Origin of the sequence: Gemmata sp. (genome assembly GCF_051859125.1) — a bacterium.
Lineage (GTDB): Bacteria > Planctomycetota > Planctomycetia > Gemmatales > Gemmataceae > Gemmata.
In genome coordinates, this window is record NZ_JBHYGG010000287.1 from 12,205 (window position 1) to 38,588 (window position 26,384).

Here is a 26,384-nt window from a genome sequence, read left to right on the forward strand (position 1 = left end):
GTGCTTGGGGGAACTCCGCATGTCGGCGAAGACCGAGGATCCGATCGCGCCGCGGTTCCGCTTCGACGCGGTGGTGCTGACGCTGTTCGCCGCCGGGGGCGCGCTGGCCGCCGCCGTCGCGAGCTACCGGCCGCTCTCGGGTACGGCCAACGTCTTCGGCGGCGCCGGCGATGGCGCGGCCGCGGTGCTGGTCGATGCGCTCGGGTGGGGCGCGGCCGTGTTCCTCGCGTCGTGGTTCGTTGTCACGGGCCTGCTCGTCGTGAGCCGGTCGCCGCTGCGGTTGCTCGTGCGGCTCACCGGCTGGGCCGTGCTCACAACCTGCGCCGCGGTCGCGGCCGACTGGTTCCACAGCGGGTTGTCGCAGGTCGCGGCGGCGGGGAAGGGGGGCTCCGTCGGGGCCTACCTGCGGTTCCAGCTCGACGACGCGCACGCGCCGATGGCGGCCCGGGTCGCGTTCGGCGCGGCGGTCCTGCTCGGCCTGCTCCTCGCGGCCGACTACTTCGTGACCGGCGTGCTGCGGGTCGTGTGGGCCGCACTGCGCGGCGTCTGGCGGGCCGCGGTGTGGAGCAACGACCGCGTCGCCGACGGCAGCGAGAAGGTGATCGCGGGGCTGGAAGTCGCCGCGAAGGCCGTCAAGGCCGCAATCCCCGTTCCCCCAGTTCGCGCTCCCGTTGTCGCCGAGGTGCCGGCCCCGGCGGAGCCTCCGGCTCCGACCGCGGCTCTTGCACCCGCACCCGTCGCGAAGACGAAGGCGAAGCCGGCACCGAAGGCCGCGGTCGCACCGACCGGCGACGCGCTGCCGCCGATCACCACGGTTCCGAGCGGTGAGCCCGGGGCCGCGCCTGCGCCCGAGCAACCCGCGGAGCCGGCGAGGGTCGAAGACATCCCGATCCACGTTCACGCCGAGCCGACGATCATCCCGATGGTCCGCGTGACGCCCGCGGTCGTGTCGCTGGCCGCGGCGCCCGAGGAACCGGCCCCGCCGCCGTACCAGGCCCCGCCGCTGACGCTCCTCAAAGACCCCGAGCCGTTCCCGGTCGAGGACCACGAGATCAAGCTCCGCGAGATGGCGGCGCTGCTCGAAAAGACGTGCCTCGACTTCGGCATCAAGATCAAGGTGGTCGGCATCCACACCGGCCCGGTCATCACGCAGTACGAGGTGTCGCTCGAAACCGGTCTGCGGCTGAACAAGGTCACGAACCTCGCCGACGACCTCGCGCTGAACCTGCGGGTGCCGAGCGTCCGCGTGGTCGCGCCGCTGCCGGGCCGCAACACCGTCGGCATCGAGGTGCCGAACGAGATCCGCCAGGCGGTGCGGCTCAAGGAACTGGTCGCCGCGACCGCGAACACGCCGAAGGTCAGCAAGTTCAAGCTGCCGCTGTTCGTCGGCAAGGACGTCGAGGGCCGGCCGCTCGCCTACGACCTCGCCACGATGCCGCACCTGCTCATCGCCGGCAGCACCGGCACCGGCAAGTCGGTGTGCCTCAACACGATCATCATCAGCCTGCTCCTCACCCGCGGCCCGGAGGAGTGCCGGCTCATTCTGATCGACCCAAAGAAGGTCGAGCTGACGCAGTTCGCGCAGATCCCGCACCTGATGACGCCGGTCGTGAAGGACGAGAAAAAGGCCGACGCGATCCTGGCGTGGGCGGTGGACAAGATGGAGGAGCGGTACGAGTTCCTGCACCGGGCGCGGGTGCGGAACATCGCCGCGTACAACGAACTCCCCTACGAGGAGATCACCCGCCGGATGAACCCGGACAGCGTCGACGACCTCAAGAACATCCCGCGGAAGATGCCGTACATCGTCATCGTCATCGACGAGGTCGGCGACCTGATGATGAAGATGAAGAAGGAGATCGAGGGGAACATCATCCTGCTGGCGCAGAAGGCGCGGGCCGCGGGCATCCACCTGATCCTCGCGACGCAGAAGCCGACCGTGGACGTCATCACCGGGCTCATCAAGTCGAACCTGCCGGCCCGCATGTGCTTCCGCGTGACGAACCGGTCCGACAGCGCCGTCGTGCTCGACGAGAAGGGGGCCGAGCGGCTGCTGGGCAAGGGCGACATGCTGTTCCTGCAAACCGGCGTGACGACCCGAGCACAGGGCGCGCTGGTCGAGGACGACGAGATCGAGAGCGTGGTCGCGGCGATCGCGACCGAGACGCCGAACTACGACAGCGAGCTGCTGAACCTGAAGACCCGCGAGCAGAAGGAGGCGGGCGCGACCGAGGGGAGCGGGGAGGTGGGCGAGAAGCTCCGCGAGCGCGACCCGCTGTACGAGCAGGCCGTCGAGATCGTGATCCGCGAGCAGCGCGGGAGCACGTCGCTGCTGCAACGCGCGCTCGGCATCGGGTACGGCAAGGCGTCGCGGTTCGTGGACTACATGGCCGAGGACGGGATCGTCGGCGGGTTCAACGGGAGCAACGCCCGGCAGGTGCTGATCGCCCCCGACGAGTGGGAGAGCCGCAAGAAGGCCGCGGGGTGAGTGGGAGCCGCGAGCCCCCGGATTGCTAGTCGTGGGCTTTGGATCGCCGGACCCGCAGCGCCAGCAGCCCCAGCGCGATGCCGCCCCAGTCGATGAGCACGTCGGTCGCCTTTCCGGTGCGGCCCCAGCCGAGCGCGTACTGGAGCACCTCGCTCGCGACGCCGTGCAGCGCGAGCACGCCGACGACGCCCCAGAACCCCCGGCGGCGGAGCGGGAGCCACGCGGCGAGGAGTGTGAGGAAGGTGTAGCCGCCGACGTGGGCGCACTTCGAGGCGAGGTACTTCAGGTCCGTGGGGATGACCCCGCCGACCGCCTCCGGGACGGGGCTCGGTTCGAGGAGCTTCCACGTCCACAGGCCGAGGAAGGTCAGGAACACCGCGGTGGGCAGGGCGGTCCGGGTCACCGGTGCGATCCGAGTTCGCGGAGGCGGGTCTTCAGGTACTTCGCACGCGCCGCGTTGCGCTCCTCGCCGTCGAGCGAGTGGCCGACGAGCTTCTGGAGGTGCGCCGCCTGCGTCTGGATGAAGAGCTGGTTCACCGCGGTCGCGGGCACGTCGTCGATGAGCCGCAGGTTGATGCCGAGCCGCACGACCGAGAGCAGCTCCATCGTCTCCTCGGCGGTGATCATCGTCGCGCTGCCGAGGGTGCCCAGGGCGCGGGCGACGCGGTCCTGCTCGGCCTGCCGCCGCTCCTTCATCAGCACGGCGCGGGCCTGCCGCTCGTACTGGAGGATGGTGAGGATCACCTCCTTGATCTCGCCGAGGATCTTCTGCTCCGACTTGCCGAGCGTGACCTGGTTGGAGATCTGGTACAGGTCGCCGAAGGCCCGGCTCCCCTCGCCGTGCCCGCCGCGGACCGCGAGGTTGATCTTCTGGAGCGCCCGGAACACCTTGTCGATCTGCTTCGTGATGCCGAGCGCCGGGAGGTGGAGCATGACGCTGCCGCGCAGGCCGGTGCCGACGTTCGTGGGGCACGCGGTCAGGTACCCGAACTGGGCGTGGAACGCGTACGGGAGCCGGGCCTCCAGCGCGTCGTCGAGCTTGTCGATGTCGGCCCAGGCGTCGTCGAGGGCGAACCCGCTGCGGAGCACCTGCAGCCGCAGGTGGTCCTCCTCGTTGACCATGACGCTGGCCGACTCCTTGGCGTCGAACGCGACCCCCCGCGGGCCCTCGAGGACGGCGGCGAGTTCGCGGCTGATGAGCTGCCGCTCGACGAGGAACTGGCGGTCGAGCACGGTCATGCCCGGCACGTCGTGGTAGTCGAGCTTGAACGGGAGCTCGACCCGGCCGACGGCCTCCTTGACCCGGGTGACGATCTCCCCCTTCTGGGCCGCGGAGGCGCGGCCCGTGAACGGGTAGTCGGCGAGGTTGCGGGCCAGGCGGATGCGGGTGGAGACGACCACGTCCGACTCGGGACCGGTCCCGCGGAGCCACTCGCCGAGGTTGGGGAGCAGGGTGTCGAGGTTCATCCTGGCGGTTTCCTTGGCAGCGTTTCGAGTGTCGCGTTTCCCGGTTCGAGTTCGGCAGCGGGTCCGGGTGTCCGGCCGACCGCGGCGCCGCGCCCACCTCGAAACCTGAAACTCGGAACCCGAAACTACTGTGCGGCTTCCATCTGGCGGATCAGGTCGCGGAGCCGGGCGGCTTCCTCGTAGTCCTCGGTGCGGGCGGCGGCGGCCATCTCGCCGCGGAGCGCTTCGAGGCGGGCGGTCCGGACGGCCTCGCGGGCGGCGGCCGGGGCCTTGCCGGCGTGCGTCGTGCCCCGGTGGACGCGCTCCAGCAGCGGGCCGAGGATGGCGGCGAAGGCGTCGTAGTCGTGGGCGCACCCGAACCGGCCCTCGCCCTTGAACGCGGCGTAGGTCATGCCGCACCTCGGGCAGTTGAGCGGCGCGACGGGTGCGGCCGGTGCGGTCGGGGCCGGGTCCGGGGCCATCATCAGGTTCACCAGCGCCTTCAGGTCGATCGGCTGCCCGGCCTGCTGCGGGAGCAGGTCCCGCTCGCGGGCGCACGTCTCGCACAGGTGCGCCTCGCGCTTCTTCTTGTTCACGATGTCCGTCAGGTGCACCGTGGCCACGCTGTCGCAGAACATGCACTTCATGGAACGTCTGCCACTTTGAGGCCGGCGACCGGGGCTCGCCCCGCGCGCCGGCGGTACTCCGTTACCACGGGCTATCCGGGCCTGTTGCGCGCCCCGATGCGTTTGACGTACACCGACCGGGCCACCACATCGACGGCGTACCACACGGTGACGACCCCCGCGACCCCGAACCGCACCTCCAGTTGGAGAACCGGAAGGTACTCGCGGCTCTCGCCCCACTCGTCCGGCTCGACGGTGAGCCGGTAGCCGAGTTCCTTCACGGCGGCGAGGAGTTCCGGGGCCCACCCGTCGCGCCGCGCTTCGGCCTTCAGTGCCCTCAACTCGTCCATCCACTTCCCGGGGATGAACACCTTGAACCGCTCCGGTCCCGTCGCGGACATGGGATCACCCTCGCGGCTCGTCCTCTTCAAGCATCCGGATCGCGTCGCCCAGCGTCACCCCCGCCGACTCCATCTCCCGCAACTCCTCGGCCGTGAAGGTCACGGTTTCCTCTTCCGGGAGCGACGAGGCGCGGAGCGACAACTCGATCCCGTAGTCGCGGAGGAGCGCCGCAGGGTCGGCGGCGACGCTCAGAACCCGGTCGAGCGGACGGGTGCGGATCGCGTCGAAGCCGGTCCCCTGGCCCGCCACCACCACGAGTTCGGTTCGGGCCGCGCGAAGGAACCGGTCGAGGCGAACGAGGCCGCCGACCATGCGGTCGGACAGCCCGGCCAACTGCCGGAGGTCGAGAACCACGCGCTTCGGAGCGGAGTGGTCGGTCCGCAAGTCGGCCACAACGAGGAGGTGCAGGTCCGCCAGTTGTTGCTCGAACGCGGCGTCGTTGTCGCTCCCCACGCCGCCACCGATCGCCCGCACTTCGACGGCGTTCGCCGCCCGGTGGAGCCGGCGGATGAGTCGGACGCAGTCGGTCGTCATGGGTCCCACCTCACGGGGTGTTCGGGTCGGTCTCAGCCCAGTTCGAGGTCCTTGATCCGGTCGCGGACGCGGGCCGCCTCCTCGTACTTCTCCTCCTCCACCAGCACCTGGAGCCGCTGCCGGAGCTGGCCGAGTTCGGCCTGGGTGGTGGCGGTGCGGGGGGCGCGGCGGGGGATCTTCCCGGCGTGCCGGGTGTCCCCGTGGACGCTGTCCATGAGCGGGAGCAGGTCCGGCTTGAACGCGTCGTAGTCGTGGGCGCACCCGAACCGCCCGTGGTTGCGGAACTCGACGAACGTGATCCCGCACGTCGGGCACCGCGCGCCGCCGGGCTCCTCGGCCGCGTCGACGGGGGCCACGCCCGGCTTCGCCGGCTTCGCGCCGATCTGCGGCTCGTACAGGTACTTCTTGGCGCAGTCCTCGCACAGGTGGACTTCCTCGAACCGCTCGTCCCCGAGCACCTCGGTGATGTGCAGTGTGGCCTGCTTCGGACAGCGTTGACACTTCATGGACCGGCCCCTCGCCGCGGCGCGTTCCCGCGGGTGTGTGCATTCTACCAGCAGCGGCCGGCGTTGTCAGTGGCGCGCGGCCCCGCGGAACTCCCCTTGCCCCCGGCCCGCGCCCCGGGGTACGCTCCCGCGTCGCCCTGTTGCGCGAGGGACCGCGCCGTGACCGCTCCGCCGCCCCCCGAGACCGATGCCGGGTTCACCGCCCGCCCCGCGTGGCTGGCCGCGGTCGGCGCGCTGGTGCTGGTGCAGGTCGGGTTCGCGCTGACCCTGTTCAGCGCCAACCGCGGGTGGGCCGCGGTCACCGACGACCGCCCGGTCCTCTCGGGCCGGCACCCGCTGCACCTGTACCACGGGGCGCTGGGGGCCGCCGCATTCTACGCGCGCGGCACCACGACGTGCTACGACCCGCGGTTCCAGGCCGGGTTCCCCAAGACCCCGGTGTTCGACCCCGGCAGCCGCCCGGCCGAACTGTTCCTGGTCCTCGCCGGGGGCGGGTACGACCCGGCCGCGTACAAGATGGGCCTGTTCGCCGTCGTCCTCGCGGTCCCGCTCGCGTTCGTGCTGGCCGGGCGCGGGGCCGGGCTCCCGCCGGGGGCGGCCGTGCTCGCGGGCGTCGCCGGCACGCTGCTGGTGTGGTCGGGGGCCGGCCGGCACGTGATCGAGGCCGGGCACCTCGACTCGCTCGGGGCCGGGCTCGCGGCGCTGGTGTTCGTCCCGTGGCTGGCCCGGTTCGCCCGGGGCCTCGGGGTCGAGGCGTGGCTCGTGCTGGCGCTGGCCGCACTGGCGGGGTGGTTCTGCAACCCGTTCGTGTGGATGGGCCTGATGCCGGTCGTGGTCGTGTACTACCTCGTGTTCGCCCCGCGGCACGGGCCCGGGTTCCACCTCGGGCTGGCCGGGGTCACGTTCGTCGGCGTCACCCCGAACATGTGGTGGGTGGTGGACTGGGCGAAGTTCTGGTGGCTCCGGCAGCCGATCCCCGGCGACCACCTGACGGTCCCCGACTGGCGCGTGCTGGTGGGCTGCGCCCGCGACTACCCGCCGCTGTTCGCGTGCCTCCCCGGGTGGCCGGTGCTGGCCGCCGGCGGGGTGCTCGGCGGGGCCCTCGTGTGGCGGGCCGGGCACCGGTCCGCGGCCGGCCTGGCGCTGCTGGCGGCGGCGCTGGCCGTGGCCGTGGCCCGGGTGGGCGGCGCGTGGCCGGGCCTGCCCCACGGCATCTCCGACCGGCTCGTGCTGCTGGCCGGCGCGTTCCTGGTGCTCCCCGCGGCGTTCGGCCTGTGGCTCGTCCTCGACCGGTGCCGGCTCGGCGGCCCCGCGCTGGGCGCGGCCCTCGCCGGGCTGCTCGTGGTCGCGTGGGCCGACGGGAGCCGCCGCCCCCTGGCGGCCGCACTGGGCGTCTCGACGCAGCCGCTGATCGTCGGGTTCTCCCCCGAGCAGCGGGACCTGATCGCGGCCATCAAGCGGCACACGACGAGCGACGCCCGCATCCTGTGGGACGAGACGACCGCCGACCCGCGGGGGGCGTGGAACTGGTCAGCGCTGCTGCCCGTGGTCACGGACCGGTCCTACCTCGGCGGGCTCGACCCCGACGCCGGAATGGAGCACTCGTACTGCGGCATGCGCGACCGCCAGCTCACCGGCCGCGGGCTCGGCGAGTGGTCCGACGCGGACCTCGCGGCGTTCTGCCGGTGGTACAACGTCGGCTGGGTCGTGGCCCGGAGCCCCGCGGTGATCGAGCGGTGGGCGAGCTGCCCGAAGGCCCGGGCGGTGGCGCAGTTGGCCGAGGGCGGCCGGGCGGTGGTGCTGTACGCGATCGACCGCCCGCACGCCTACGTCCTGGCCGGCACCGCGACGTGGCACTCGGCCGACGGGCGGCGGGTGGTGCTCACCGACGTGACGCCGAACGCCGAGGGCGAGGTGCAGGTGAGCCTGCACATGATCGAGGGGCTGCGGGCGTTCCCGAGCTACATCGAGGTGAAGGAGCTCAAGGACCCGACGGGCCGCGACCCGATCGGCCTGGTCCGGCTCCGCGTCCCCGGCCCGACCCCGCGGCTCACGCTCGCGTGGGACGCGCCGTAGCGCGGCTCCGAAGAAGACCCAGGGTTTGCACCCAGCGGACCCAGGGTTGGCTGTCGTCCCTCCGGGACTCGGGTGGTTGGTCGGTCCGCGTAGCCCAGGGTCCCAGGGTTGGCACCCTGGGCTACGGACTGTCGTCCCTCCGGGACTGAAGGCATTGAGCCCCCGGAGGGGGCGGCAGTCCGTAGCCCAGGGTGCCAACCCTGGGACCGCTTGGTCCGGACCCGGGCGCTCAATCCCACAAGTACCGTTCGTCGTACTCGACGCCGTGTTCGTCGAGCAATCCCCGGAACTCGGTCTGGAACGTCTCGCCGCGGTGGTGCGCTTCCTGGTTCGCGATGTACGCCTCCACCTCGTCGACCGCCGACTTGCCCACCGTGAACGCGCCGTACCCGCCCTGCCACCACACGCCGGCCGTGTTCGGAAACGTCTCGTGGACCCACTTCGATGCGTTCGCCTTGATGACCCGCATCACGTCCGCGATGGCCCGCGTCTGCGACAGCCGCACGAGGAGGTGGACGTGGTCGGACACGCCGCCGACCGCGAGCAGGACGCCGCGCTCGGCCCGGACCAGCCCCCCGAAGTAGTCGTACAGCCTCGGACCGATCTCCGGGGAGATGGTCGCCTCGCGGTTGCGGGTGCTGAAGACGAGGTGGTAGTACAGGGAGGTGTACGACTGCGGCACGGGCGACCTCCGGGTGGGAATGGTCGTCCCCACGATACCCGGAAAACCTGGCGGTTGCGCCATCTCACCCAGGAGACCCAGGGTTCGCACCCAGCGGTCCCAGGGTTTGCACCCTGGGCTACGGACTGCCGCCCCCTCCGGGGGCTCGGGCGGTGGGCGGGTTTTGAGTTTTTGAGTCCCGGAGGGACGACAGTCCGTAGCCCAGGGTGCAAACCCTGGGTCTCCTTGGGCTACGCGGACCGACCAACCACCCGAGTCCCGGAGGGACGACAGTCCGTAGCCCAGGGTGCGAACCCTGGGGCCGCTGGATGCCAACCCTGGGGCCGCTGGATGCCAACCCTGGGTCTCCTGGGTGCCAACCCTGGCCGCCGGGTATCGCGGGTGCCGTAGCGCGGCAGCCTACCGCGGGACGCGCTTGAGGTACGTCGTGCCGACGTCGACCTGTTCGAGGGTGGCCGACTTGCACAGGCCCACGAGTTCGGGGCGCTCGGCCGGGGCGTGGACCTCGCAGATGCCGAAGAACTGGTCCTGCAGGAACCGCAGCACCTGGGCCAGCATCAGCTTCGCGAGCCCCTGCCGCCGGAGGTCCGCGCGCACCTGGATGTCGAGGATGCCCGCCGACGGGAACCCCCACCGCCACCCGTAGCCCTCCAGCTCCCACACCACCGCCCGCGCCGCCGGGGCGTTGTTCGCCTGCTTGTCCACCATCCGGAACTCGACCGGCTCCAGCATGCCCCACACGCACTCGTGCCACCACGTCGGCACGCTGGCGGCCCGCAGCACCTGCGTCTCGTACTTCTTCCGCAGCATCCCGAACCGGCCGTCGGCGATCGCGATCGGCGCCTCGAGCTTCTTGTGGAACACCAGGGTGGTGTCGGCCGGCTCGTACCCGAGCGACTTGAAGAACGGGTCGGCCCCCGGGTCGGACGCGAGGAACCCCGGGCAACTGGTCCCGCCGTACAGGCCGAACCCGAACGGGCAGTTGGGCCACCGCGGGCCGGCCCGCAGGGTCGTGGCACCCCGGGCCGTCAGGTACCCCTCGATCTTCTGGACCAGGTCGCGGGCGATCGCCTGCCGCCTGCTGCCGGGGCGGACCGCGACGGAACAGATGACGCCGTTGGTGTAGTCGAGGGCCGAGAGCGCCTCGTTGGGGCCGAACCCGGCCAGCGCGTACCCGAGGATCTTGCCGCCGTCGGCGTCGTCGGTGGCGACGATCAGCCCGTCGGGGTCGAAGTACGGCTTGGAGAACACCCAGCGGTCGAGGAGGGCGGGGGTGCGGATCGGGTACGCACTGCGGGACGGGTGTGACTCGTTCCAGACTTCGGCCAGCGCCGGGGGGTCGGTGTTACGGAAGCGGCGGAAGGAAATCACTGCCGGCTCTCACAGCGCGCCGGGGAGGTCGGCGACGGTATCGGATCAGGCCAATGTTATTGACCGGGGCCCCGAACCGCAAGTTTCACGCCGCCGGAGCGGCCGGGCTCACTTCTTGCGCACGCGGTCCCACGCGGCCTCGCTGGTGCGGCGGGCGTCGCCCACGGCGGCCGTCGCGGCTGCGTCCGGCGGCGTCGGCGCGTCGAGCAGCGCGAGGTACAGGCCGCACTCGCGGGACCGCGCCTCGGCGAACTCCTTCGCCCGCCCGCGGACCGCGTCGAACGGCTCGAACCCGACCGCCGGTCCCGCGAGCAGCGCGACCGCCTCGTCGGCCGTTGCCTTCAGCCCCGCCAGCGCCTCGCGGGTCTCCCCGGTGGCCGCCGGGTTCCGGGCCGCCTTCGGCTGGAAGCACTGCACCCAGGCGCGGACCTGGACCGGGCGGCCCACTTCCGGCGCGAGTTGATCCAGCAGCGGGACCACCTCACGCTTGAGCGCCTCCACAGTGGCGATCGGCTTCGGGTGCGTCCGCGGGGGGCGGCCCGCGTGCCGCTCGCGGACCGGCCCCCACGCCCCGGCGTGTCGCGCCGCCAGCGCCACCCCGCCGCAGCACGCGAGCGGGAGCGCGACCAGCAGCGCGAGTGCCAGCGCCCGGCGCGGGCCGGTCGCGAACCGCACCGCGTTGAGCAGCCCCGACGCCACGAACCCCGCGGCCCCGCCGCCCAGGTGCGCCTCCCAGCTCACCCCGGGGAGGAAGCTCACCCCGGTGTTCAGCAGGAACGCGAGCCACAGCCGCCGCGCCCACTCGGCCGCGACGGTGGGCGGCAGCTCGGACCGGAACAGCATGAGCCACGCCAGCAGCGACGCGAGCACGCCCCAGATCGCCCCGGACGCGCCCGCCAGTAGCGTCTCGGGCTGGTGCCCGACCGCCAGGCAACTGCCGGCCAGCCCGGACGCGGCGTAGATGACCACCAGCCGCCACCGGCCCCACAGGAGTTCGGCCAGCGGCCCCATCATCCCGAGCGCGAACATGTTCGCCAGGAGGTGCAGCAGCCCGAAGTGGACGAAGCACGCGCCGAGGAGCCGCCACCACTCGCCCGCGAGCACGTCCCCGCCGTTGACGGCCCCGACGCGGTGCAGCAGCGCCGGCGGCTGGCCGTCGAACAGGTACGGGCGGAGCGGGAGGTCGTTGGCGGCCGCGGCCGCCCCCCCGACGAGGAACCAGCACACGTTCGCCACGAGCAGGGTCGGCACGACGAGCGGGGTCCGGAGGTTCAGCCCGAAGCGCCGGGCCGCCTGCTCCTCCGGCGCGGGCCCCGCCCCGCCCGCGGGCGGCTCCCCGGCGGCCGCGGGCGCGTCCACCGGCGCGGGCGCGGGGCCGTCGAGGTACGCGGCCCCCGCGGGCGTCGGGACGTACCCCTGGCCCGCGCCGCGGACCCACGCCGCGACCCGGACGAGGTCGGCGCGAAGGAGCTGCCCGAGCGGCTCGTCGAGGGCGGCGCGGTCGGTGCCGGCCGCGGCCGCGTGCCGGGACGGGAACCACGGCTCGCCGCCGGCCGCCGCGACCCACCGCAGGACGTCGTCGCGGGTCGGGGCCGCGCGCGCGGGCCCGCCGGGTCCGCCCGGGGTCTGCCCCGCGGCGGCGGGTGTGGAAGCGCCCTCGTCACTCGTGCCCATAGCAGGCATTATTACGGTGGGGCCGGACCGAGTCGAGGACGCGCATTGTGAGAACGCGATGATCGAGCCGTGGCTGACCGTTTCTCCTGAAGTTCGTGAGGCACTCGCTTCCGGCCGGCCCGTGGTCGCGCTCGAATCGACGCTCGTGGCGCACGGGCTCCCGTGGCCGACGAACCTCGAAGTCGCCCGCGAGGCCGAGGCCGCCGTGCGCGCCGCCGGGGCCGTTCCCGCCACCGTCGCCGTCTGGCACGGCGTCCCGACCGTGGGGCTCACCGACGACCAGGTGTCCGAACTCGCACAGGCGAAGGGCGTGCTGAAGGCGAGCCGCCGCGACCTCGGCGCGGCCGTCGGGCTGAAGCGGCTCGCGGCGACAACCGTGTCGGCGACGATGGCCCTGGCGCACGCGGCCGGGGTGCGGGTGTTCGCGACCGGCGGCATCGGCGGCGCGCACCGAGCCGAGTTCGGAACGCGGAGTGCGGAGTCCGGAGTTCAAGGCCGCACTTCCGATCCCCTGCCGCTTGCCGCTGGCCCCCCAACGCTCGCCGCTTGCGACGACATCTCCGCCGACCTGACGGAACTGTCCCGCACGCCGGTGCTGGTCGCGTGCGCCGGGGCGAAGAGCATCCTCGACCTGCCGCGGACGCTCGAAATCCTGGAGACGCTCGGCGTGCCCGTGCTCGGCTACCGGACCGACGAGTTCCCGGCGTTCTACGTCGCGGCCGCGACGTTACCGGTGTCGGCGCGGGTCGAATCGCCCGCCGAGGCGGCGGCGGCGTTCGCCGCGCACGTCCGCATGGGCGGGGGCGGGGCGGTGCTGGCGCGGCCGTGCCCGGACGCCGCGGCCATCCCCGCGGCCGAGTTCCACGAGTGGCTGTGCGAGGCCGAGCGGGACGCGCAAGATGCCCGCGTCAGCGGCCCGCGGGTCACGCCGTTCCTGCTGAAGCGGCTCGCGGAGCTGAGCGGCGGCCGCACGCTCGTGGCGAACCGGGCGCTGATCGTGGCGAACGCTACGCTCGCGGCGGAAGTGGCGGTGGAGTTGGCGAGGTCGTGAACCCGTGTGGGCGGTACGAAGCGATGGCACGCGGACGACGCGGATCAAACGCAGGATTGAAGAGGATCGGATCGGAATCCCGTTCTGTCTGATCGGGTCTCGATCCCGGCTTTTGTCCGCGTCGTCCGCGTGCCATCGCTTCGTTTCATCGGTTCCGCCTCACGGCAGGTTCACGGCGCGGCCGTCGTTGGTCTGGATCAGGCTGCTGATGTCGGCCGGCGGGATGTTCGTCGGTAGGAACCGGGCCGAAGCGTCGGCGAACAGCGCGCAGAAGCCGTTCCCGTACACGCCGCCGCCCAGCCGCGGGGGGGCCGCGGCCGAGAACGGCTCGTCGGGCTTGGTCCAGATGACCGGGTCGTAGGCCTCGGCGACCAGCAGCGTCTTCGATGCGCCGTCGGTGATGATCGGCGGGGCCACGCCGACGATCACCTTGCCGGCGGCGGGCAGCTTCGGCGGCACCGGCATCACCGTGCCCGGCCCCGAGAACGACCGCAGGAACGTGTACCCGAAGGTGTTCGTGTTCCCCGGCGCGTACAGCTTCGGCATCTGGGGGATGAGCTTCTTGTTGTGGGCGCTGTCCCAGGGCTCGTCGAGCTTGAACTGGCGGTACAGCGCGTCCTGCTCGAGGTACGGCAGCAGCGCGACCCGCCAGCTCAGCCCGACCTTCCCGCTCGCGTCGACGACCCCCGCGGGGAAGCCGCCGCTCGCGTCGCTGGCACCGTGGAACGCGAGCCCGAGTTGCTTGAGGTGCTCCAACTCGGCGGTGCGGCCGGCGGCGACGGTGATCTGGAAGTTGTACAGCGGCCGCTGGGTCGGCGGGGTCGGGAGCGACGGGTCGAACGGCTGGGCCGGCGGGGTGCCGGTGCCGGACTGGCCCGGGGCCGGCGCCGGCTTCGGCGGCGGGGCCGGGGTCGCGTCGGGCTGCGTGGCGGCGGGCTTCTTCTTGCACGCCGGGACCGCGACGAGGAGCGCGGCGATGAGAGCGGGGACGACCTTCGGCACGGGTGGAGCCTCCACGGGGCGGGGCCGCGCCAACAAATCCAAAATTCGAAGTACGAAGCACGAACGAAGCAGCCGGGCCACGGTCTGGTTCGTGCTTCGAATTTCGTGCTTCGAATTTTGAGGCGAAGCCGCGGGCGGGCGAACCGACAGCGTATCCCGGGCGGCCGCGGGCGAACAGCGGCGCACCGGGACTTCACATCTTGATGACCTTGAGCCGGCGGCTGATCTCCTCGACCGGGATCACGTCGCCCTGGCCGGCCCCGGGGCACACGTCGCGGGTGTGCTCCCACTCCTCGGGCGTGGCGACGTTGGAGTCCCAGAACGGCCAGGTGCGGCACTGCGGCGGCCGCACGGGGTAGATGGTGCAGCCCTTCTTCGCGTCCCAAAAGTTGCAGTCCCCGTTGGCCCGCTCGCGGAGGGTGACGCGGCCGCGGGTCCGGCGGGTGTGGACGGCCCGGACCTCGCCGACCGGCTCGCGGAGGAACGCGGCGATGGCGGCGAGTTCGTCGTCGGTGACCCAGACGTACCCGGGCTCGCCGGTGCAGCACTTGCCGCACCGAGTACACTCGAACGCGAGCCCGTCGGCGTACCACGGCTCGTCGGGCGGTGCGGGTTGCTCGTTCACGGCGTCCTCCGGGGCGTCAGGAGGATTGTACGGCCCGGCGAGCGGGGGGCGTGAGCCCCCCGAGTTCTCCTCCTCGCACTTCACTCGGGGGCCTCACGCCCCCCGCTCGCCGAGTCACGCGATCGCGTCGCTGTCCTTCGCGGCGGGGTGCTGCTTCAGGTCCGCCCACCGGCACATCACGTCGGTCCGCATGACGTACTTTCGGCCGTCGGCGACCGGTGCGCCGCGGTGCAGGATCTTGTGCGGGAACACCAGCGCCTTACCCTCCTCGGGCTGGACGCGGAGCACCGGGTCGCCGTTGCGAATGACGCCGGACGACTTCATGTTGAACTCGGTCGCGCCGCCGGCGACGTAGCCGTTCAGGTAGATCATGAACGTGAACGCGCTGTGCTCGGTCGGGGACCGCTCGTACCGGCCGTCGAAGTGCCAGTCGAACTGCTGCCCGGGGTCGTAGCGGTAGAACCGGAACCGCTCGTTCAGCCCGACCGGGACCCAGAACCGCGCCCACTCGGGGAAAAAGTTGCGCAGCCGCTCCCACATCTCGGCGGCGAGAAGTGGGTCGTCGATCATCACGCGGTCGTTGTTGCGGATGTCCTTCCGCATCACCGGGCCGCTCATCGTGGAGATCGGCGCGTCGCCGTAGCCCACGCCCTCGGTGCGGGCGATGTAACGGGCGCACTCCTCCGGCGACAGGAACTCGTGAACCACGAACAGGTCGTCGCGCTCGGCGAGGAACTCTTTGCGCATGGGTGCGTCTCCGGGCGAGCGGGGAAGTGTTCCGGTGGTCCCTGGTGGGGCAGGCATTCTTGCCTACCTCAAGAGCGGTTGGAGGCAGACAGGAATGTCTGCCCCACCAATCACCAATGCACCGGCCGGCTCGCGCCGCTCGCCCAAAGGTGACACTACCGGAGGGGCACCATGTTCGCGAGAAACTGCTTCGTGCAGCTTTCCCAGGTGTAGGTCGCGCCCTCGGCGGCACACGCGGCCGGGTCGCCGGTCGCCAGGGCGCGGGCGACGGCCGCGCCCAGGTCGGGGTCGGTCGCGCCCAGCTTCTCGTTGGTGATGATGTCGCCGGGGCCGGTCACCGGGTACGCCGCGACCGGCAGCCCGGACGCCAGCGCCTCGATCACGACCACGCCGAACGTGTCGGTCTTGCTCGGGAACACGAACAGGTCCGCGGCCGCGTACGCCTCGCCGAGCGCCTGCCCCGAGCGGTACCCCAGGAACACTGCGTCCGGGTACTGCTTCTCCAGGGAAGCGCGCGCCGGGCCGTCGCCGACGATCACCTTCGTGCCGGGCGTCTTGAGCTTCAGGAAGTCGTCGATCCCCTTCTCGTGCGACACCCGGCCGACGTACAGCAGCACCGGGCGTGCGTGCCCGGACTCGACCCTCGGCCGCGGGCGGAACGTGCCCAGGTCCACGCCGCGGGACCACCGGTGGACCGGCGGCCGGAACCCGCGGGCGACCAACTCTTTCTCCAGGCTCGGCGTCGCCACCATCATGACCCCCGCCGGGCCGTGGAACCACTTCAGGAACGGGTAGGTGACGCACTCGGGCACGCGGGCGAGCTTCTTGAGGTACTCGGGGAACCGCGTGTGGTACGAGGTGGTGAAGGCCCACCGCATTCGGCGGCAAAACTGGCGAACCATCAGGCCGATCGTCCCCTCCGTGGAGATGTGAACGTAGTCGGGCCGGAAGTTCAGCACCCGTTCGTTGACCCGCCCGGTTCGGGGGTAACTGATGGGGATCTCGGGGTAGAATGGGGTGGGCACCGACGGGTACGCGGTCGGTTCGACGATCTCGACGACGTGGCCCCACCCGCGCAGGACGAGGGCCGTCATTTCGAGCGTGCGGACCACGCCGCTCACTTGCGGGTGCCAGGCGTCGGTCGCGATGAGGATGCGTGCCATGCGCGGCGTTTGAGTTTCGAGTAGGGCCGGCTGTGCCGGCCGTGATTGGGGCGAGCGGCGACGCTCCGGCCGGCACAGCCGGCCCTACGAGAGGGACAGACTATGCCGGACCCGGACAAGCGGAAGCTCCGCGAGGCGAAGCGGGCCATCAAGAAGCGCGGCAACAAGCACCGGCGGCAGGAGCTGAAGCGGTCCCTGACCGACAACCCGGAGGAGGCCGCGCACGTCGACGAGGACCTCGGGAAGCACCGCAGCGACACGCTCAACCGCCTCGACAACGACAGCACCCGCCGCAAGCCCGACGAAGAGAAATCGTGAAGCCCAGAGGACAGAATCGCAGAGGACAGCAGAGCAGGAAGCAAGTAGCCTTGCTGTCCTCTGGGCTTATGTCCTCTGGTTGCTCTGTTGAATCGTTCGCCTCTGTTGAATCGTTCGCCTCACGCGGGCCGCCACGGAGGGCGGCCCCTACAAACCAAAGGCAAACTGTCTGGTAGGGGCCGCCCTCCGTGGCGGCCCGCCAGCCGGTTCCTGCGTATCCCAGGAGGATTTCACCACACAGCATCCTCTGCACGTAACGCCCCGGACGCTCCGGGGCGTTTTCGTTGGTGGGCGGCCGCGGCCCGGGGTACCTTCAACGAGTGTTCGAGCGACGGACGAACCCGTGGAGCCCTGCCGTGAAACCGCTCACCCTGCTCGCGTGCCTCTGCTGCCTCCAGTTCCTCGCGGCCGACGACAAGGACGCCGCCGCCAAGAAGGAACTGGAGGCGCTCCAGGGCGAGTGGCACGTCGTGTCGGTGTCGGGCCTCGGGCGGTCGCTCCCGTGGATGGACTACCGCGACGCGGGGGTCACCATCAAGGGCTCGGAGCTGTCGTCGAAGCTGTTCACCGGCAGCCAGGTGAGCACCTTCGGGCGGGTCGGAAAGCGCACGACCCCGGCGGCGCGGCCCGTGCTGGGCACGATCCTCCGCGACCGGGAGAAGACCGACGAACCGAAGCCCCAGCCGCTGGCGTTCCGGCTCGACCCGGCGGCGACCCCGAAGGCGATCGACGTCGAGTTCAAGGCCGGTCCGGAGACGTTGACGCTGCTGGGCGTCTACGCGATCGACGGCGAGCACCTCAAGATGTGCCTCGCGGTCCCGCGGGCGGCGCGGCCCAAGGACGTCGCCGCCGGGGACGACCGCGTCGTGCTCGTCCTCGCCCGGAAGCCGGCGGAGGACGCGGCCCGGGTCAAGGCGATCAAGGAGGCCCGCGAGCAACTGGCCGGCACCTGGACCGTCGAGAGCGGCCGGTTCGACCAGGACGAGCTGTCGGCCGCGGACGCGAAAGACTTCCGCCTGACGTTCGGCGACGCGGGGGTGAAGTGGGAGGAGGCCGGCAAAGCGGAGGCGCTGACCGTGGACCTGGACCCGCTCGCGACCCCCGCGGCCGTGAACCTGACGGTCGCCGCCGGCCCGCGAAAGGGCGAGTTGATCCGCGGGGTGTACGAACTCAAGGGGGACGCGCTGACGCTCCGCCTCCCGTTCTCGCTCGACTACCCGCGGCCGCCCGACGTCGCGAAGGAACTCGGGATCGACGCGCTCCTCGTCCTCAAGCGCGCGAAGCCGTGACCGCCGCGCCGTCGGGCTTGAGATTCCGCACCCCGTCGCTTACGCTCCCGGTTCGCCACGAACCCGGAGCGCTCATGTCCGCCCCCGCCGCCGTCCCCCACACCCGCATCCTCGCCGGCCTCGTCCTCGGGGCCGTCGCCGGCTGCGCGGTGAACCTCGCGTTCGTGGAGCCCGGCCCGCCGCCCCGGGTGCCCGAGTGGGTGCGGTGGGTCAACGCGAACGTCGCCGAGCCCGTGGGGCAGGTGTTCCTCCGGCTCCTGTTCGTCACCGTGGTCCCGCTCGTGTTCTCGTCGCTCGCGGTGGGCGTCGCGCAGATCGGGAGCCTCGGGGCGGTCGGCCGGGTCGGCGCCAAGACGCTCGGGTACTTCCTGCTCATCAGCTTCGTCGCGGCGGTGATCGGCATCGTGCTGGTGAACGCGGTGCGGCCCGGGGAGGGGCTGCCGCAGGACACCGTCGCCGACCTGCAGAAGACCTACGGCGGCGACGCGGCCAAGAAGAAGAAGGCCGACTTCACGGTCGTGGAGTTCGTCAAGCAGGTGGTCCCGAGCAACCCGTTCGCGGCCGCGGCGAACCTCGAGATGCTCGGCATCATCACGTTCGCGCTGCTCGTCGGCGTCGGCATCACCAAGCTCGACCCGCCCAGGGCCGAACTCGTGACCCGGTTCCTGGAGGCGGTGGGCGAGTTGATGGTGTTCATCATCATGGTGGCGATGAAGCTGGCCCCGGTCGGCGTGTTCTGCCTCATCTTCAGCACCACGTCCCAGTTCGGGTTCGGGCTCCTCGCGCTGCTGGGCAAGTACGCCGCGGTGGTGCTGGCCGGGCTCGCGGTCCAGGGGCTGGTGGTGCTCCCGCTGTTCGTGTGGGCGCTCACCGGGATGGGGCCGGGGGTGTTCTTCCGGAAGATCCGCACGTCGATGGTGACGGCGTTCAGCACCAGTTCGTCGAGCGCCACGCTGCCGACGAACATCCGCGTGGCCCAGACCGAGTTCGGGATCCCGATGAAGATCGCCGGGTTCGTGCTGCCCCTGGGCGCGACCATGTGCATGGCCGGCACGGCGCTGTTCGAGGGGGTGACGGTGATGTTCCTGGCCCAGGTGATGCTCCCGGAGCCGCTCGCGTTCGGGGACCAGGTCGTCGTGGTGATCCTGTGCGTGCTCACCGCGGTCGGGGCGGCCGGGGTGCCCGGCGGCTCGATCCCGCTGCTCATGCTCGTGCTCGCGTCGATCGGGGTCGAGCCCGGCGCGATCGCCCTCATCCTGGGCATCGACCGGATCCTCGACATGTGCCGGACCACCGTGAACAACATCGGCGACATGTCGGCCGTCGTGATCGTGGCCCGCACCGAGACGGCCGACCCGGACCCCGCTTCCCCGCCCGCGTGACCGCGCGGTACGATGGGTGGGCACCCGAACAGGAGAAAAGAATGGCGCTTCTTGCTCCCGATTCAGAGACTTTAACGCTGCACGACGAACACGGTCAGTTGATCGCCTACCTTGTGCCGACCAAGCAGATGAACCGCATGCAGGCCGAGATCGAGGACCTTCGAATGCAAGTTGCTACTCTTCAGCGGCAAGGTGCTGTGAGTCAGGAGCCGCTCGATCCTGATGCGTGCTGTGTTGTGGTGGAGAAGCGCCTTGAGTAACGAGAGGCAACGGCAATAACGTGTTGTCGCTGGTGTCAGGTGAAGGCCACGCCTTCACCCGCGACGAGGGTTCGAGTCGCGGATGAGGGCTTCTCACCACTCGCTCTCGTGACTCGACTCCCTTCGTCACCCCCGCGTCACCCACGGCCGCACGTCGACGCCGTGCATCCCGGCGCGGCGGGCCGCCTCCAGGCCGATGTCGGTGTCCTCGAACACCACGCACGCCGCCGCCGGCACCCCGAGCCGCCGGGCCGCTTCGAGGAACACGTCGGGCTCGGGCTTGTGCCGGGCCGTGTCCTCGGCCGTCACCAGCGCGTCGAACCAGTCCCGCACCGCGATCCGGTCGAGGGTCCGGGTGATCGTGTCGCGGTACCCGCCGCTGGCCACCGCGATCGGCAGCTTCCCGCGGTGCGCCGCCGCGATCGCCACCACCGGCTCGATGGCCACGATCGCGTCGAGGAACGTGAGGAACGCCTGCTCCTTCGTGTGGACCATCGCGTCCACGTCGGCGACGGTCACCCCCGCGTCGGCGGCGAGGACGCGGATGATCTGCGCCGTGGGCATCCCGCCCATCGCGTAGAACCGCGGCTCGGGGAACGGGATGCCGTGCGGTTCGAGCATCGCGGTCCACGCCCGGTAGTGGGCCGGCATGGTGTCCGCGAGGGTGCCGTCGCAGTCGAAGATCAGACCGGCGATGCCGGCCGGCGGGGTCCAGACGAGGGTGGTACTCATGGGGTTGCTGTATGCGCCGCCGGCCGTGACATCAACCGCCCGCCGGGGCTCCGACGTCGCACTTGACGCCTCACATGGCCCCGAGTTGCCCGGGTTCTCGTGTTCGGTTGCTGACCTGTTCCGCTGAGTTCCGCTACAATTCTCCTCATGTGGCCCAACCGGGAAGAGACCGACCGCTTGCTCGACGACGCCCGCGCCGGCGGGTCCGGGGCCGTCGACAAGCTCCTCGCCGAGTTCCGCGACCCGCTCCGCCGGGTCATCGACCTGCGGCTCGACCCGGCCGTCGCGCGCCGCGTCGACGCGTCCGACATCGTGCAGGACGTGCTCGTCGAGGCCAGCCAGCGGCTCACCGAGTACCTCAAGAAGCCGGACATGCCGTTCCACCTGTGGCTCCGGCACCTCGCGCAGGACCGCATCATCGACACGCACCGCCGGCACCGCCTCGCGCAGCGCCGCAGCGTGGACCGCGAGCAGGCCGTCGCCCGCCCCGCGTGGGCCGACGAGTCCAGCGTCTCCCTCGTCGCGCAGCTCATCGACACCGACGCGACGCCGGCGTCCGAGGCCATCCGCCACGAACTCCAGCGCAAGCTCACCGACGCCATCGACAAGCTCTCCGACGACGACCGCGAGGTGATCCTGATGCGGCACCACGAGGCGCTGTCGAACCAGGAGGCGGCCGCGGCGCTCGGGCTCACCGAAGCCGCGGCGTCGATGCGCTACCTGCGGGCGCTGCGGCGGCTCCGGGCGGTGCTGGTGCCCGGCGGGCAGGAGCCGGCCGATGGCGTCTGAGCCCGTGCAACTCGTCGTCGAGCACGCCTACCCGCTCCGCGTCGGCTGCGCCGCGCAGGGGTGTGCCGTCGCGTTCCTCGCGGTCATCGGCAGCGCCGCTGCCGCCACGCTCCCCGCGGGCGTGATGATGGTCCAGGGCGGGCAGCTGCCGCTCGGCGTGCTCCTGTGCGTGCTGTCGGTCGTCGGCCTGCCGGCGCTGGTCTTCGCCGGGGTGCTGGTGGTGTCGGGCGTCCGCGAGGTGCTCAACCCGCAGCAGTTGTTCGTCACGAAAGACGCGCTGGTGCTGCCGCCGCAACTGCGGGGGACGCCGCCCGACGCGAAGGGCAACGTGCCGCCGAACGCGCCGGGGCCGCAGCCGCTCGTGGTGCCGTTCGCTGCGATCCGGGCCGTGAAGGGCAGCGACGGCCGCAGCACGCGGATCCGGATCGAGCACGACCTCGCCCCCACGCCGCTGCTGCTCCCCGAGTTCCTGCTGACCGGCGGCGACTTCGAGGGGCTGGAGGCCGCCCTCCGCAAGGCCGTCCCAGCCGCGTTCGCGGAAGACGCTCCGAAGCCACCTGCCGCCGGAGAGTGAGCCCCATGCCGGCGATCTTCGACGTCGAGCATTACCTCAACTTGAAGCCCGGCCCGGGGACCGGACCCGGACGGTTCCTGGCGATGATGTTCGCGATGTCGATTCGGGATCAAGCCACGCGGTGGGTGCTCGGTCCCGACCCGAAGAACCCGAGTTGGAGTGCGGAGAGTTGCTACTTCATCTCGGGCGTGAAGCACGTTCTCGTCCCGCCCCCGAGCGCATCGGCTCGGTGTGTGGCGCGGTTCTTCAAACAGTTGGTCGGCGGAGGTGGGGCGCTGGCACTCCAGCTCGGCGAACGACAACTCGTCGTTCACGCGCACATCGAGCCACGTGAAGTCACCGACCAGATCACCGTTGAGCTGCCGATTTCGTCGGCCCTTCACGGACCCGCGGCGCGCTTGCTGGACCGGTGCACCACCAAGGGCGATGAACAGCTGATGGAGTTTGAAGACACCGAGTTTGAAGATGACACCAAGCAGCGCGGCCCGAGGGCGCGCTTCCAGATATGCGGAAATATCAATCGCTGGGGAGACTGGCGGCTATTCCTCGGCCGCAGGCGCATGCCGTTTCACGCTGACATGCACGCGCCAACCAAGTTCCTGATGATGCTGCTGCTGATGGGCTTTCGTGATCGCGCAAGGAGGTTGGAGATCCGCCCCAATGGGGACGAAGTGTCGGCGGGGTATTTCGTCGATAAGTGGTATGATTTCGTCTCGCCACCGGCGTTCGTCTGGCCCCAGTTGGTGCGAGTCATCGAGCGCCACGCCGTTCTGATTCGTCCGGAATCGGGCGACCTCGATGCGCCCGCCGTCGGCTGGTTGGAACTTCGCTGGGGTCAGGACTTGCCGCCCGACCATCTCGCCGTGTTCCTCGACCCGCGAAAAGATTCCTCGCAGCTGTGGATCGATTTCATGCGGGTGGCTCCCGAGAAGACCGAGGCACCCGTAGCTGCCGAGACGCCCGCCGATGAAGACGACACCGGCGACGAGATGACGGTCGAGTTCTCCCCCGACGACCAGTGACCCGATTGTTGCGAACACCCCGAGGTTCCGTTGCTCGCATTCGAATCCGCCGAACAGCTCCTCGCCGAGTCGGACGCCCGGCGCTACCTCCACGTGATCCTCCTCAACGCGATCCGCGACCACGCGACGCGCATGGAGGTCCGGTTCACCGAGGACGGCGGCCTGCTGTACTACCGCGTCGAGGACCGCGACTGGGAGCTGTCGCCGCCGCCGGACGACGTCTTCCCGCTGCTCAAGCCCACGGTCCGCGAGGCCGCCCGGCTCGTCACCCCGGAGCGGCCCGACATGACCGTTCACTTCGGGCTGCCCGAGGCCCGGTACGAGCCGATGGAGGCCGGCTGGCTCACATATCAACTCGGCGGCATGTGGCTCGACCTGTTCGTGCGGATCGACCCCCGCGAGCCGTTCGGGGCGATCCGGTTCGACTTCGACCCGGCCGAGACCCGCGAGTTCAGCGAGGCCGCCGGCGAGGCGCTCGCCGCCTACGCATCGGCCCTCACGCCCGAACTGACCGAAATCTCCGACGACCCGGACCTCGGGTCCGCGTCCTGAGCCGTTATCCCGCTCCCCGTGCCCAGTTCCGGTGGCACAGGCCTCTGGCCTGTGAAGGCGAACACAGGCCAGAGGCCTGTGCCACCAGAGCCAAGTCCGTTCGTCCTCCCGGGCCGCGTCCGGTTGTGCCGGTTTGTCGGACCAGTGTCTTTGGATAAGATGGGTAGTTTGGTGGCGCGGTCCGGTCGGTCGGCGTAATCTGACGGTGCCGCGGGCGGCGTTCCGGAGCGCCGCCGTTGCGTTCGCGGTCCGGACCCGCAAGGGTTCTGTGGGGCCGTGACCGGAACCGCCCCGGAAACCGAATAAGCCCTCCGCGGGTTGTGGACCCAGCTCCCGCCGCGGGCCGCCGCACCTTGACGCACCTCGGAGTTTCGCATGAGCCTCGGAGACCGGTTCGCCCGCACGAAGACCTCGCGCCGCCCCTCCCCGACCCGGACCCGCCTCGGCCTCGAAGCGCTGGAGGGCCGCGAGGTGCCGGCGACGCTCGCGCCGCTCAGCGACTTCACGACGCCCAACACCAAAGACCTGTACGTGCCACTCACGGTCACCAACACGACCGGCACCGTCACGTACACCGCCGCGAGCAGCAACGCGCAGGTCACGGCCGAGGTGGTGACGGGCGGGACCACGCTGAAACTGAGCGTGAAGGGGACGGCCGCGGGCGGGGCCGCGTTCGAGGGCGACCTCACGTTCCGGCTGTTCGACACCCTCGCGCCGGCCACCACGGCGCGCATCGTCGCGCTCGTGAACCAGGGCTTTTACGACGACCTGACGTTCCACCGGATCATCGACGGGTTCGTGGCCCAGGGCGGCGACCCGAACGGCAACGGGACCGGGGGCTCGGGCCTGAAGATCGACGACGAGTTCACCACCCGGCTGACGTTCAACAGCCCCGGGCTGCTGGCGATGGCGAACTCGGGCGACGACACCGGCGACTCGCAGTTCTTCATCACCGACACCGACCTGACCCTCGGGCAGCAGCCGCAGAACCTGAACTTCCAGCACACCATCTTCGGCCAGCTCGTCGCCGGGTTCGACACGTTCGCCAAGCTCATGTCCACGCCGGTGCAGAGCGCCGCGAGCGGCACCCCGCTGAGCCCGGTCACCATCACCGCCGCGGCGGTGGTGCAAAACGACCCGAACGGCGTGCTGCGGGTCACCGCCCCCGCGACGTTCACCGGCACCTCCACGATCACCGTCACCCCGGCCGACGGCGGCGCGTCGAGCACCGGCGACAGCTTCGGCGTGACGTTCACGTCCGACACCGTGAACGACCCGCCGTTCTTCAACCCGATTGCCGACCAGACGACGAGCGTCGGCACCGGGGTCACGTTCCAGGTGAGCGCGACCGACCTGGAGAACGACCCGGTGACGTACTCGGTCGTGAGCGTGACGAACGCCTCGTCCGGCGCGGCCGTCACCGTCACGTCGAAGATCGACCAAGCGACCGGCCGCGTCACCATCACCCCGCCGGCCAACTTCGTCGGCGGGCTCCAGGTGAAGCTCGGGGTGAAGGACGCGACCTCGGCGGTCGACACGCAGGTGGTGAACCTGAACGTCGCGGGCAGCTTCGACCTGGCCGCATCGAGCGACACCGGCGCGCTCAGCGACGACAACGTAACGGGCAGCAACACGCCGACGCTGACCATCTTCGCCACCTCCGGCCAGACCGTTCGGGTCACGGTGAACGGCATCTCGGCGGGCAACGCGACCCCGACCGCCACCGTCGGGCAGTACACGATCACGATCCCGGCCAACCTGCTCAAGGTGGGGCCGAACACGATCGCCGGCACGGCGACCCCGAGCGCCGGGATCGCGACGCAACTCACCCCGCTCACGGTCACCTACGCCCCGCCGCTGGCGAACGTGTACGCGGTGCCGGGGGTGATCGGCACCCCGCAGTCGGTCACGTTCCAGCTCGCGGCGATCGAGTCGAACACCCGGAGCGAGTTCGGGTACATCAAGGTCGACGACGCGACGGGCCGGATCGGGGCGCTGAAGCCCGGCGACGCGGGGTACTTCGCGGCCGCGATGGCCCGCAAGGTGATCGTGTTCACGAAGGGGACGGCCGCCGGGGCGTCGTCGAACGTCGGGCTCAGCGGCGGCGACTTCCTGGTCACGTACATCGTCCAGGGCGGCACGAGCGCGGAGGTGACGGCCCAGAACCCGACCAACGCGAACACCCCGGGCAAGCCGGTCGCGTTCTTCAGCATCACCGCGGCGAACCCGGACAAGGCGGTCCACGTGTCCGGGGCCGAGGACGCGGGCCGGAGCCAGGTGATCGTGGGGTGGGAGGACGGCACCGGCGGCGGCGACCGCGACTTCAACGACCTCGTGGTGACGATCCGCAAGGCCGGCGACACGATCTCGGGGACGCTGACCGTGCCGACCGCGGCCGGCCGCACGACGACGGTGACCGGTACGGTGCTGAAGCCGACGCGGGCGAGCGGCGGGACCGGGGCGCCCGCGAGCGGCGAGGTCGGGGTGATCGTGACCGACGACGCGGCCGGCAAGATCGGCACCCTGAACCCCGGGGACGCCGGGTACGCGGCGGCGGCCCTGGCCCGCGCCCGGGTCCTGTTCGCGCCGGGGGCCGCGGTCGGCACCGCCGCCCCGCTGGCGCTCGCCGGCGGCCAGAGCCTCATGTTCTACTTCGTCCCCGGCGGGACCGCGGCGCAGGTCGCTTCAACGAACCCGACGAACAGTGGCACCGGGTCACGGGTGGCGTACTTCTCGGTCGCCGCCGCGAACCCGGACAAGGCCTTCCACATGCGCACCGTCAGCCCGGAGAAGGTGGCGCGGCCCGCGGCCGCCGCGAACACCTACACCGTACACGCGATGGGCAAACTCAACGGGGGCGCGACCGACTTCGACGACGTGGCGTTCACCGTGGCGTTCTCGTGACGCGCGGGGCTCTTGTCTTGGGCGAGCGGGGGACGTGAGTCCCCCGGTAAAAGCGCGATTCACCTCGACCGGGGGACTCGTACCGAGTCCGATTGAACCCGAACCGCGGTGGACGGGTCCGGGCCCGAGCGCCGAGCGAGGGTTCACGTTGACCCTCGCTCGGCGCTCG

Annotated in this window: 26 protein-coding genes; 12 read left to right on the forward strand and 14 right to left on the reverse strand. The window is 71.1% G+C overall.

Features of this window, described 5'->3' with window-relative positions; all coding sequences use genetic code 11:
- Positions 1 to 19: 19 nt before the first annotated feature.
- Complete coding sequence (locus ACTIGN_RS29830; RefSeq protein ID WP_439630797.1) at positions 20 to 2,488, forward strand: DNA translocase FtsK; 2,469 nt, start codon at positions 20 to 22, stop codon at positions 2,486 to 2,488.
- 25 nt (positions 2,489 to 2,513) lie between these two features.
- Here ACTIGN_RS29830 and ACTIGN_RS29835 read toward each other — a convergent pair whose 3' ends face one another.
- The 6 genes from ACTIGN_RS29835 to ACTIGN_RS29860 all read right to left on the reverse strand — a co-directional run bounded on the left by ACTIGN_RS29835 (position 2,514) and on the right by ACTIGN_RS29860 (position 6,002).
- Positions 2,514 to 2,891: a VanZ family protein gene (locus ACTIGN_RS29835; RefSeq protein WP_439630799.1), complete on the reverse strand. Its 378-nt coding sequence runs from the start codon at positions 2,889 to 2,891 to the stop codon at positions 2,514 to 2,516.
- Complete coding sequence (locus ACTIGN_RS29840) at positions 2,888 to 3,955, reverse strand: protein arginine kinase (protein WP_439630801.1); 1,068 nt, start codon at positions 3,953 to 3,955, stop codon at positions 2,888 to 2,890. Before ACTIGN_RS29840 ends, ACTIGN_RS29835 begins: the two co-directional genes overlap by 4 nt.
- 125 nt (positions 3,956 to 4,080) lie before the next feature.
- A complete protein-coding gene (locus ACTIGN_RS29845; RefSeq protein WP_439630803.1) occupies positions 4,081 to 4,581 on the reverse strand; it encodes a UvrB/UvrC motif-containing protein in 501 nt (166 codons plus the stop codon).
- A 71-nt stretch (positions 4,582 to 4,652) separates the two neighbouring features.
- The gene (locus ACTIGN_RS29850; RefSeq protein WP_439630805.1) at positions 4,653 to 4,961 is read right to left on the reverse strand and encodes a hypothetical protein; all 309 of its coding nucleotides are present in this window, start codon (positions 4,959 to 4,961) and stop codon (positions 4,653 to 4,655) included.
- Between the two features lie 4 nt (positions 4,962 to 4,965).
- Entirely contained in the window at positions 4,966 to 5,496 is a 531-nt protein-coding gene (locus tag ACTIGN_RS29855; RefSeq protein ID WP_439630807.1) for a hypothetical protein, read from the reverse strand.
- 32 nt (positions 5,497 to 5,528) lie between these two features.
- Positions 5,529 to 6,002 (reverse strand): UvrB/UvrC motif-containing protein, encoded by a 474-nt coding sequence (locus tag ACTIGN_RS29860; protein WP_439630809.1) that lies wholly within the window; start codon positions 6,000 to 6,002, stop codon positions 5,529 to 5,531.
- Positions 6,003 to 6,161: 159 nt separating this feature from the next.
- Here ACTIGN_RS29860 and ACTIGN_RS29865 point away from each other — a divergent pair, with 159 nt between their 5' ends.
- Positions 6,162 to 8,078, forward strand: coding sequence for a hypothetical protein (locus ACTIGN_RS29865; RefSeq protein ID WP_439630811.1), 1,917 nt, complete (start codon positions 6,162 to 6,164; stop codon positions 8,076 to 8,078).
- Between the two features lie 229 nt (positions 8,079 to 8,307).
- On the opposite strand, the gene tnpA is transcribed toward ACTIGN_RS29865, so the two are convergent.
- The 3 genes from tnpA to ACTIGN_RS29880 form a co-directional block, all read right to left on the reverse strand.
- Positions 8,308 to 8,760 (reverse strand): IS200/IS605 family transposase, encoded by a 453-nt coding sequence (gene tnpA, locus ACTIGN_RS29870; RefSeq protein WP_439630813.1) that lies wholly within the window; start codon positions 8,758 to 8,760, stop codon positions 8,308 to 8,310.
- Positions 8,761 to 9,159: 399 nt separating this feature from the next.
- Positions 9,160 to 10,131: a GNAT family N-acetyltransferase gene (locus ACTIGN_RS29875; protein WP_439630815.1), complete on the reverse strand. Its 972-nt coding sequence runs from the start codon at positions 10,129 to 10,131 to the stop codon at positions 9,160 to 9,162.
- 108 nt (positions 10,132 to 10,239) lie between these two features.
- The gene (locus ACTIGN_RS29880; protein WP_439630817.1) at positions 10,240 to 11,805 is read right to left on the reverse strand and encodes a rhomboid family intramembrane serine protease; all 1,566 of its coding nucleotides are present in this window, start codon (positions 11,803 to 11,805) and stop codon (positions 10,240 to 10,242) included.
- A gap of 58 nt (positions 11,806 to 11,863) precedes the next feature.
- Here ACTIGN_RS29880 and ACTIGN_RS29885 point away from each other — a divergent pair, with 58 nt between their 5' ends.
- On the forward strand, positions 11,864 to 12,856 hold the full coding sequence (locus tag ACTIGN_RS29885) for a pseudouridine-5'-phosphate glycosidase (RefSeq protein WP_439630819.1): 993 nt from the start codon (positions 11,864 to 11,866) through the stop codon (positions 12,854 to 12,856).
- Between the two features lie 159 nt (positions 12,857 to 13,015).
- On the opposite strand, the gene ACTIGN_RS29890 is transcribed toward ACTIGN_RS29885, so the two are convergent.
- The 4 genes from ACTIGN_RS29890 to ACTIGN_RS29905 form a co-directional block, all read right to left on the reverse strand.
- Complete coding sequence (locus tag ACTIGN_RS29890) at positions 13,016 to 13,858, reverse strand: DUF1559 family PulG-like putative transporter (protein ID WP_439630821.1); 843 nt, start codon at positions 13,856 to 13,858, stop codon at positions 13,016 to 13,018.
- A gap of 193 nt (positions 13,859 to 14,051) precedes the next feature.
- Positions 14,052 to 14,483: a YkgJ family cysteine cluster protein gene (locus ACTIGN_RS29895; protein ID WP_439630823.1), complete on the reverse strand. Its 432-nt coding sequence runs from the start codon at positions 14,481 to 14,483 to the stop codon at positions 14,052 to 14,054.
- Between the two features lie 114 nt (positions 14,484 to 14,597).
- A complete protein-coding gene (locus ACTIGN_RS29900; RefSeq protein ID WP_439630825.1) occupies positions 14,598 to 15,230 on the reverse strand; it encodes a 2OG-Fe(II) oxygenase in 633 nt (210 codons plus the stop codon).
- 155 nt (positions 15,231 to 15,385) lie between these two features.
- Entirely contained in the window at positions 15,386 to 16,393 is a 1,008-nt protein-coding gene (locus ACTIGN_RS29905) for a glycosyltransferase family 4 protein (protein ID WP_439630827.1), read from the reverse strand.
- A 102-nt stretch (positions 16,394 to 16,495) separates the two neighbouring features.
- On the opposite strand from ACTIGN_RS29905, the gene ACTIGN_RS29910 reads away from it, so the two are divergent.
- From ACTIGN_RS29910 to ACTIGN_RS29925, 4 genes are all read left to right on the forward strand, one after another.
- Positions 16,496 to 16,711, forward strand: coding sequence for a hypothetical protein (locus ACTIGN_RS29910; RefSeq protein WP_439630829.1), 216 nt, complete (start codon positions 16,496 to 16,498; stop codon positions 16,709 to 16,711).
- A gap of 356 nt (positions 16,712 to 17,067) precedes the next feature.
- On the forward strand, positions 17,068 to 18,000 hold the full coding sequence (locus ACTIGN_RS29915) for a TIGR03067 domain-containing protein (protein WP_439630831.1): 933 nt from the start codon (positions 17,068 to 17,070) through the stop codon (positions 17,998 to 18,000).
- Between the two features lie 74 nt (positions 18,001 to 18,074).
- Positions 18,075 to 19,382: a dicarboxylate/amino acid:cation symporter gene (locus tag ACTIGN_RS29920; protein WP_439630833.1), complete on the forward strand. Its 1,308-nt coding sequence runs from the start codon at positions 18,075 to 18,077 to the stop codon at positions 19,380 to 19,382.
- A 41-nt stretch (positions 19,383 to 19,423) separates the two neighbouring features.
- Positions 19,424 to 19,642 (forward strand): hypothetical protein, encoded by a 219-nt coding sequence (locus ACTIGN_RS29925; RefSeq protein WP_439630835.1) that lies wholly within the window; start codon positions 19,424 to 19,426, stop codon positions 19,640 to 19,642.
- 126 nt (positions 19,643 to 19,768) lie between these two features.
- Here ACTIGN_RS29925 and ACTIGN_RS29930 read toward each other — a convergent pair whose 3' ends face one another.
- Entirely contained in the window at positions 19,769 to 20,374 is a 606-nt protein-coding gene (locus tag ACTIGN_RS29930; protein WP_439630837.1) for an HAD family hydrolase, read from the reverse strand.
- Positions 20,375 to 20,521: 147 nt separating this feature from the next.
- Here ACTIGN_RS29930 and ACTIGN_RS29935 point away from each other — a divergent pair, with 147 nt between their 5' ends.
- The 5 genes from ACTIGN_RS29935 (at position 20,522) to ACTIGN_RS29955 (ending at position 26,215) form a co-directional block, all read left to right on the forward strand.
- Positions 20,522 to 21,163 (forward strand): sigma-70 family RNA polymerase sigma factor, encoded by a 642-nt coding sequence (locus ACTIGN_RS29935; RefSeq protein ID WP_439630839.1) that lies wholly within the window; start codon positions 20,522 to 20,524, stop codon positions 21,161 to 21,163.
- Positions 21,153 to 21,737: a hypothetical protein gene (locus ACTIGN_RS29940; RefSeq protein WP_439630841.1), complete on the forward strand. Its 585-nt coding sequence runs from the start codon at positions 21,153 to 21,155 to the stop codon at positions 21,735 to 21,737. The genes ACTIGN_RS29935 and ACTIGN_RS29940 overlap by 11 nt, the downstream gene beginning before the upstream one ends.
- Before the next feature lie 5 nt (positions 21,738 to 21,742).
- Positions 21,743 to 22,759, forward strand: a complete 1,017-nt coding sequence (locus ACTIGN_RS29945) for a hypothetical protein (RefSeq protein WP_439630843.1) — start codon at positions 21,743 to 21,745, stop codon at positions 22,757 to 22,759.
- Between the two features lie 30 nt (positions 22,760 to 22,789).
- The gene (locus ACTIGN_RS29950; protein WP_439630845.1) at positions 22,790 to 23,311 is read left to right on the forward strand and encodes a hypothetical protein; all 522 of its coding nucleotides are present in this window, start codon (positions 22,790 to 22,792) and stop codon (positions 23,309 to 23,311) included.
- Positions 23,312 to 23,686: 375 nt separating this feature from the next.
- The gene (locus tag ACTIGN_RS29955) at positions 23,687 to 26,215 is read left to right on the forward strand and encodes a peptidylprolyl isomerase (protein ID WP_439630847.1); all 2,529 of its coding nucleotides are present in this window, start codon (positions 23,687 to 23,689) and stop codon (positions 26,213 to 26,215) included.
- The last annotated feature ends 169 nt before the right edge of the window (positions 26,216 to 26,384 follow it).

What these genes read in the sequence shown, in the direction of transcription:
- ACTIGN_RS29830 (WP_439630797.1), top strand. Translation starts at nt 20, where the DNA reads ATGTCGGCGAAGACCGAGGATCCGATCGCGCCGCGGTTCCGCTTCGAC.
- ACTIGN_RS29840 (WP_439630801.1), bottom strand. Translation starts at nt 3,955, where the DNA reads ATGAACCTCGACACCCTGCTCCCCAACCTCGGCGAGTGGCTCCGCGGG.
- ACTIGN_RS29845 (WP_439630803.1), bottom strand. Translation starts at nt 4,581, where the DNA reads ATGAAGTGCATGTTCTGCGACAGCGTGGCCACGGTGCACCTGACGGAC.
- ACTIGN_RS29850 (WP_439630805.1), bottom strand. Translation starts at nt 4,961, where the DNA reads ATGTCCGCGACGGGACCGGAGCGGTTCAAGGTGTTCATCCCCGGGAAG.
- ACTIGN_RS29855 (WP_439630807.1), bottom strand. Translation starts at nt 5,496, where the DNA reads ATGACGACCGACTGCGTCCGACTCATCCGCCGGCTCCACCGGGCGGCG.
- ACTIGN_RS29860 (WP_439630809.1), bottom strand. Translation starts at nt 6,002, where the DNA reads ATGAAGTGTCAACGCTGTCCGAAGCAGGCCACACTGCACATCACCGAG.
- ACTIGN_RS29880 (WP_439630817.1), bottom strand. Translation starts at nt 11,805, where the DNA reads ATGGGCACGAGTGACGAGGGCGCTTCCACACCCGCCGCCGCGGGGCAG.
- ACTIGN_RS29885 (WP_439630819.1), top strand. Translation starts at nt 11,864, where the DNA reads ATGATCGAGCCGTGGCTGACCGTTTCTCCTGAAGTTCGTGAGGCACTC.
- ACTIGN_RS29900 (WP_439630825.1), bottom strand. Translation starts at nt 15,230, where the DNA reads ATGCGCAAAGAGTTCCTCGCCGAGCGCGACGACCTGTTCGTGGTTCAC.
- ACTIGN_RS29905 (WP_439630827.1), bottom strand. Translation starts at nt 16,393, where the DNA reads ATGGCACGCATCCTCATCGCGACCGACGCCTGGCACCCGCAAGTGAGC.
- ACTIGN_RS29910 (WP_439630829.1), top strand. Translation starts at nt 16,496, where the DNA reads ATGCCGGACCCGGACAAGCGGAAGCTCCGCGAGGCGAAGCGGGCCATC.
- ACTIGN_RS29920 (WP_439630833.1), top strand. Translation starts at nt 18,075, where the DNA reads ATGTCCGCCCCCGCCGCCGTCCCCCACACCCGCATCCTCGCCGGCCTC.
- ACTIGN_RS29925 (WP_439630835.1), top strand. Translation starts at nt 19,424, where the DNA reads ATGGCGCTTCTTGCTCCCGATTCAGAGACTTTAACGCTGCACGACGAA.
- ACTIGN_RS29930 (WP_439630837.1), bottom strand. Translation starts at nt 20,374, where the DNA reads ATGAGTACCACCCTCGTCTGGACCCCGCCGGCCGGCATCGCCGGTCTG.
- ACTIGN_RS29935 (WP_439630839.1), top strand. Translation starts at nt 20,522, where the DNA reads ATGTGGCCCAACCGGGAAGAGACCGACCGCTTGCTCGACGACGCCCGC.
- ACTIGN_RS29940 (WP_439630841.1), top strand. Translation starts at nt 21,153, where the DNA reads ATGGCGTCTGAGCCCGTGCAACTCGTCGTCGAGCACGCCTACCCGCTC.
- ACTIGN_RS29945 (WP_439630843.1), top strand. Translation starts at nt 21,743, where the DNA reads ATGCCGGCGATCTTCGACGTCGAGCATTACCTCAACTTGAAGCCCGGC.
- ACTIGN_RS29955 (WP_439630847.1), top strand. Translation starts at nt 23,687, where the DNA reads ATGAGCCTCGGAGACCGGTTCGCCCGCACGAAGACCTCGCGCCGCCCC.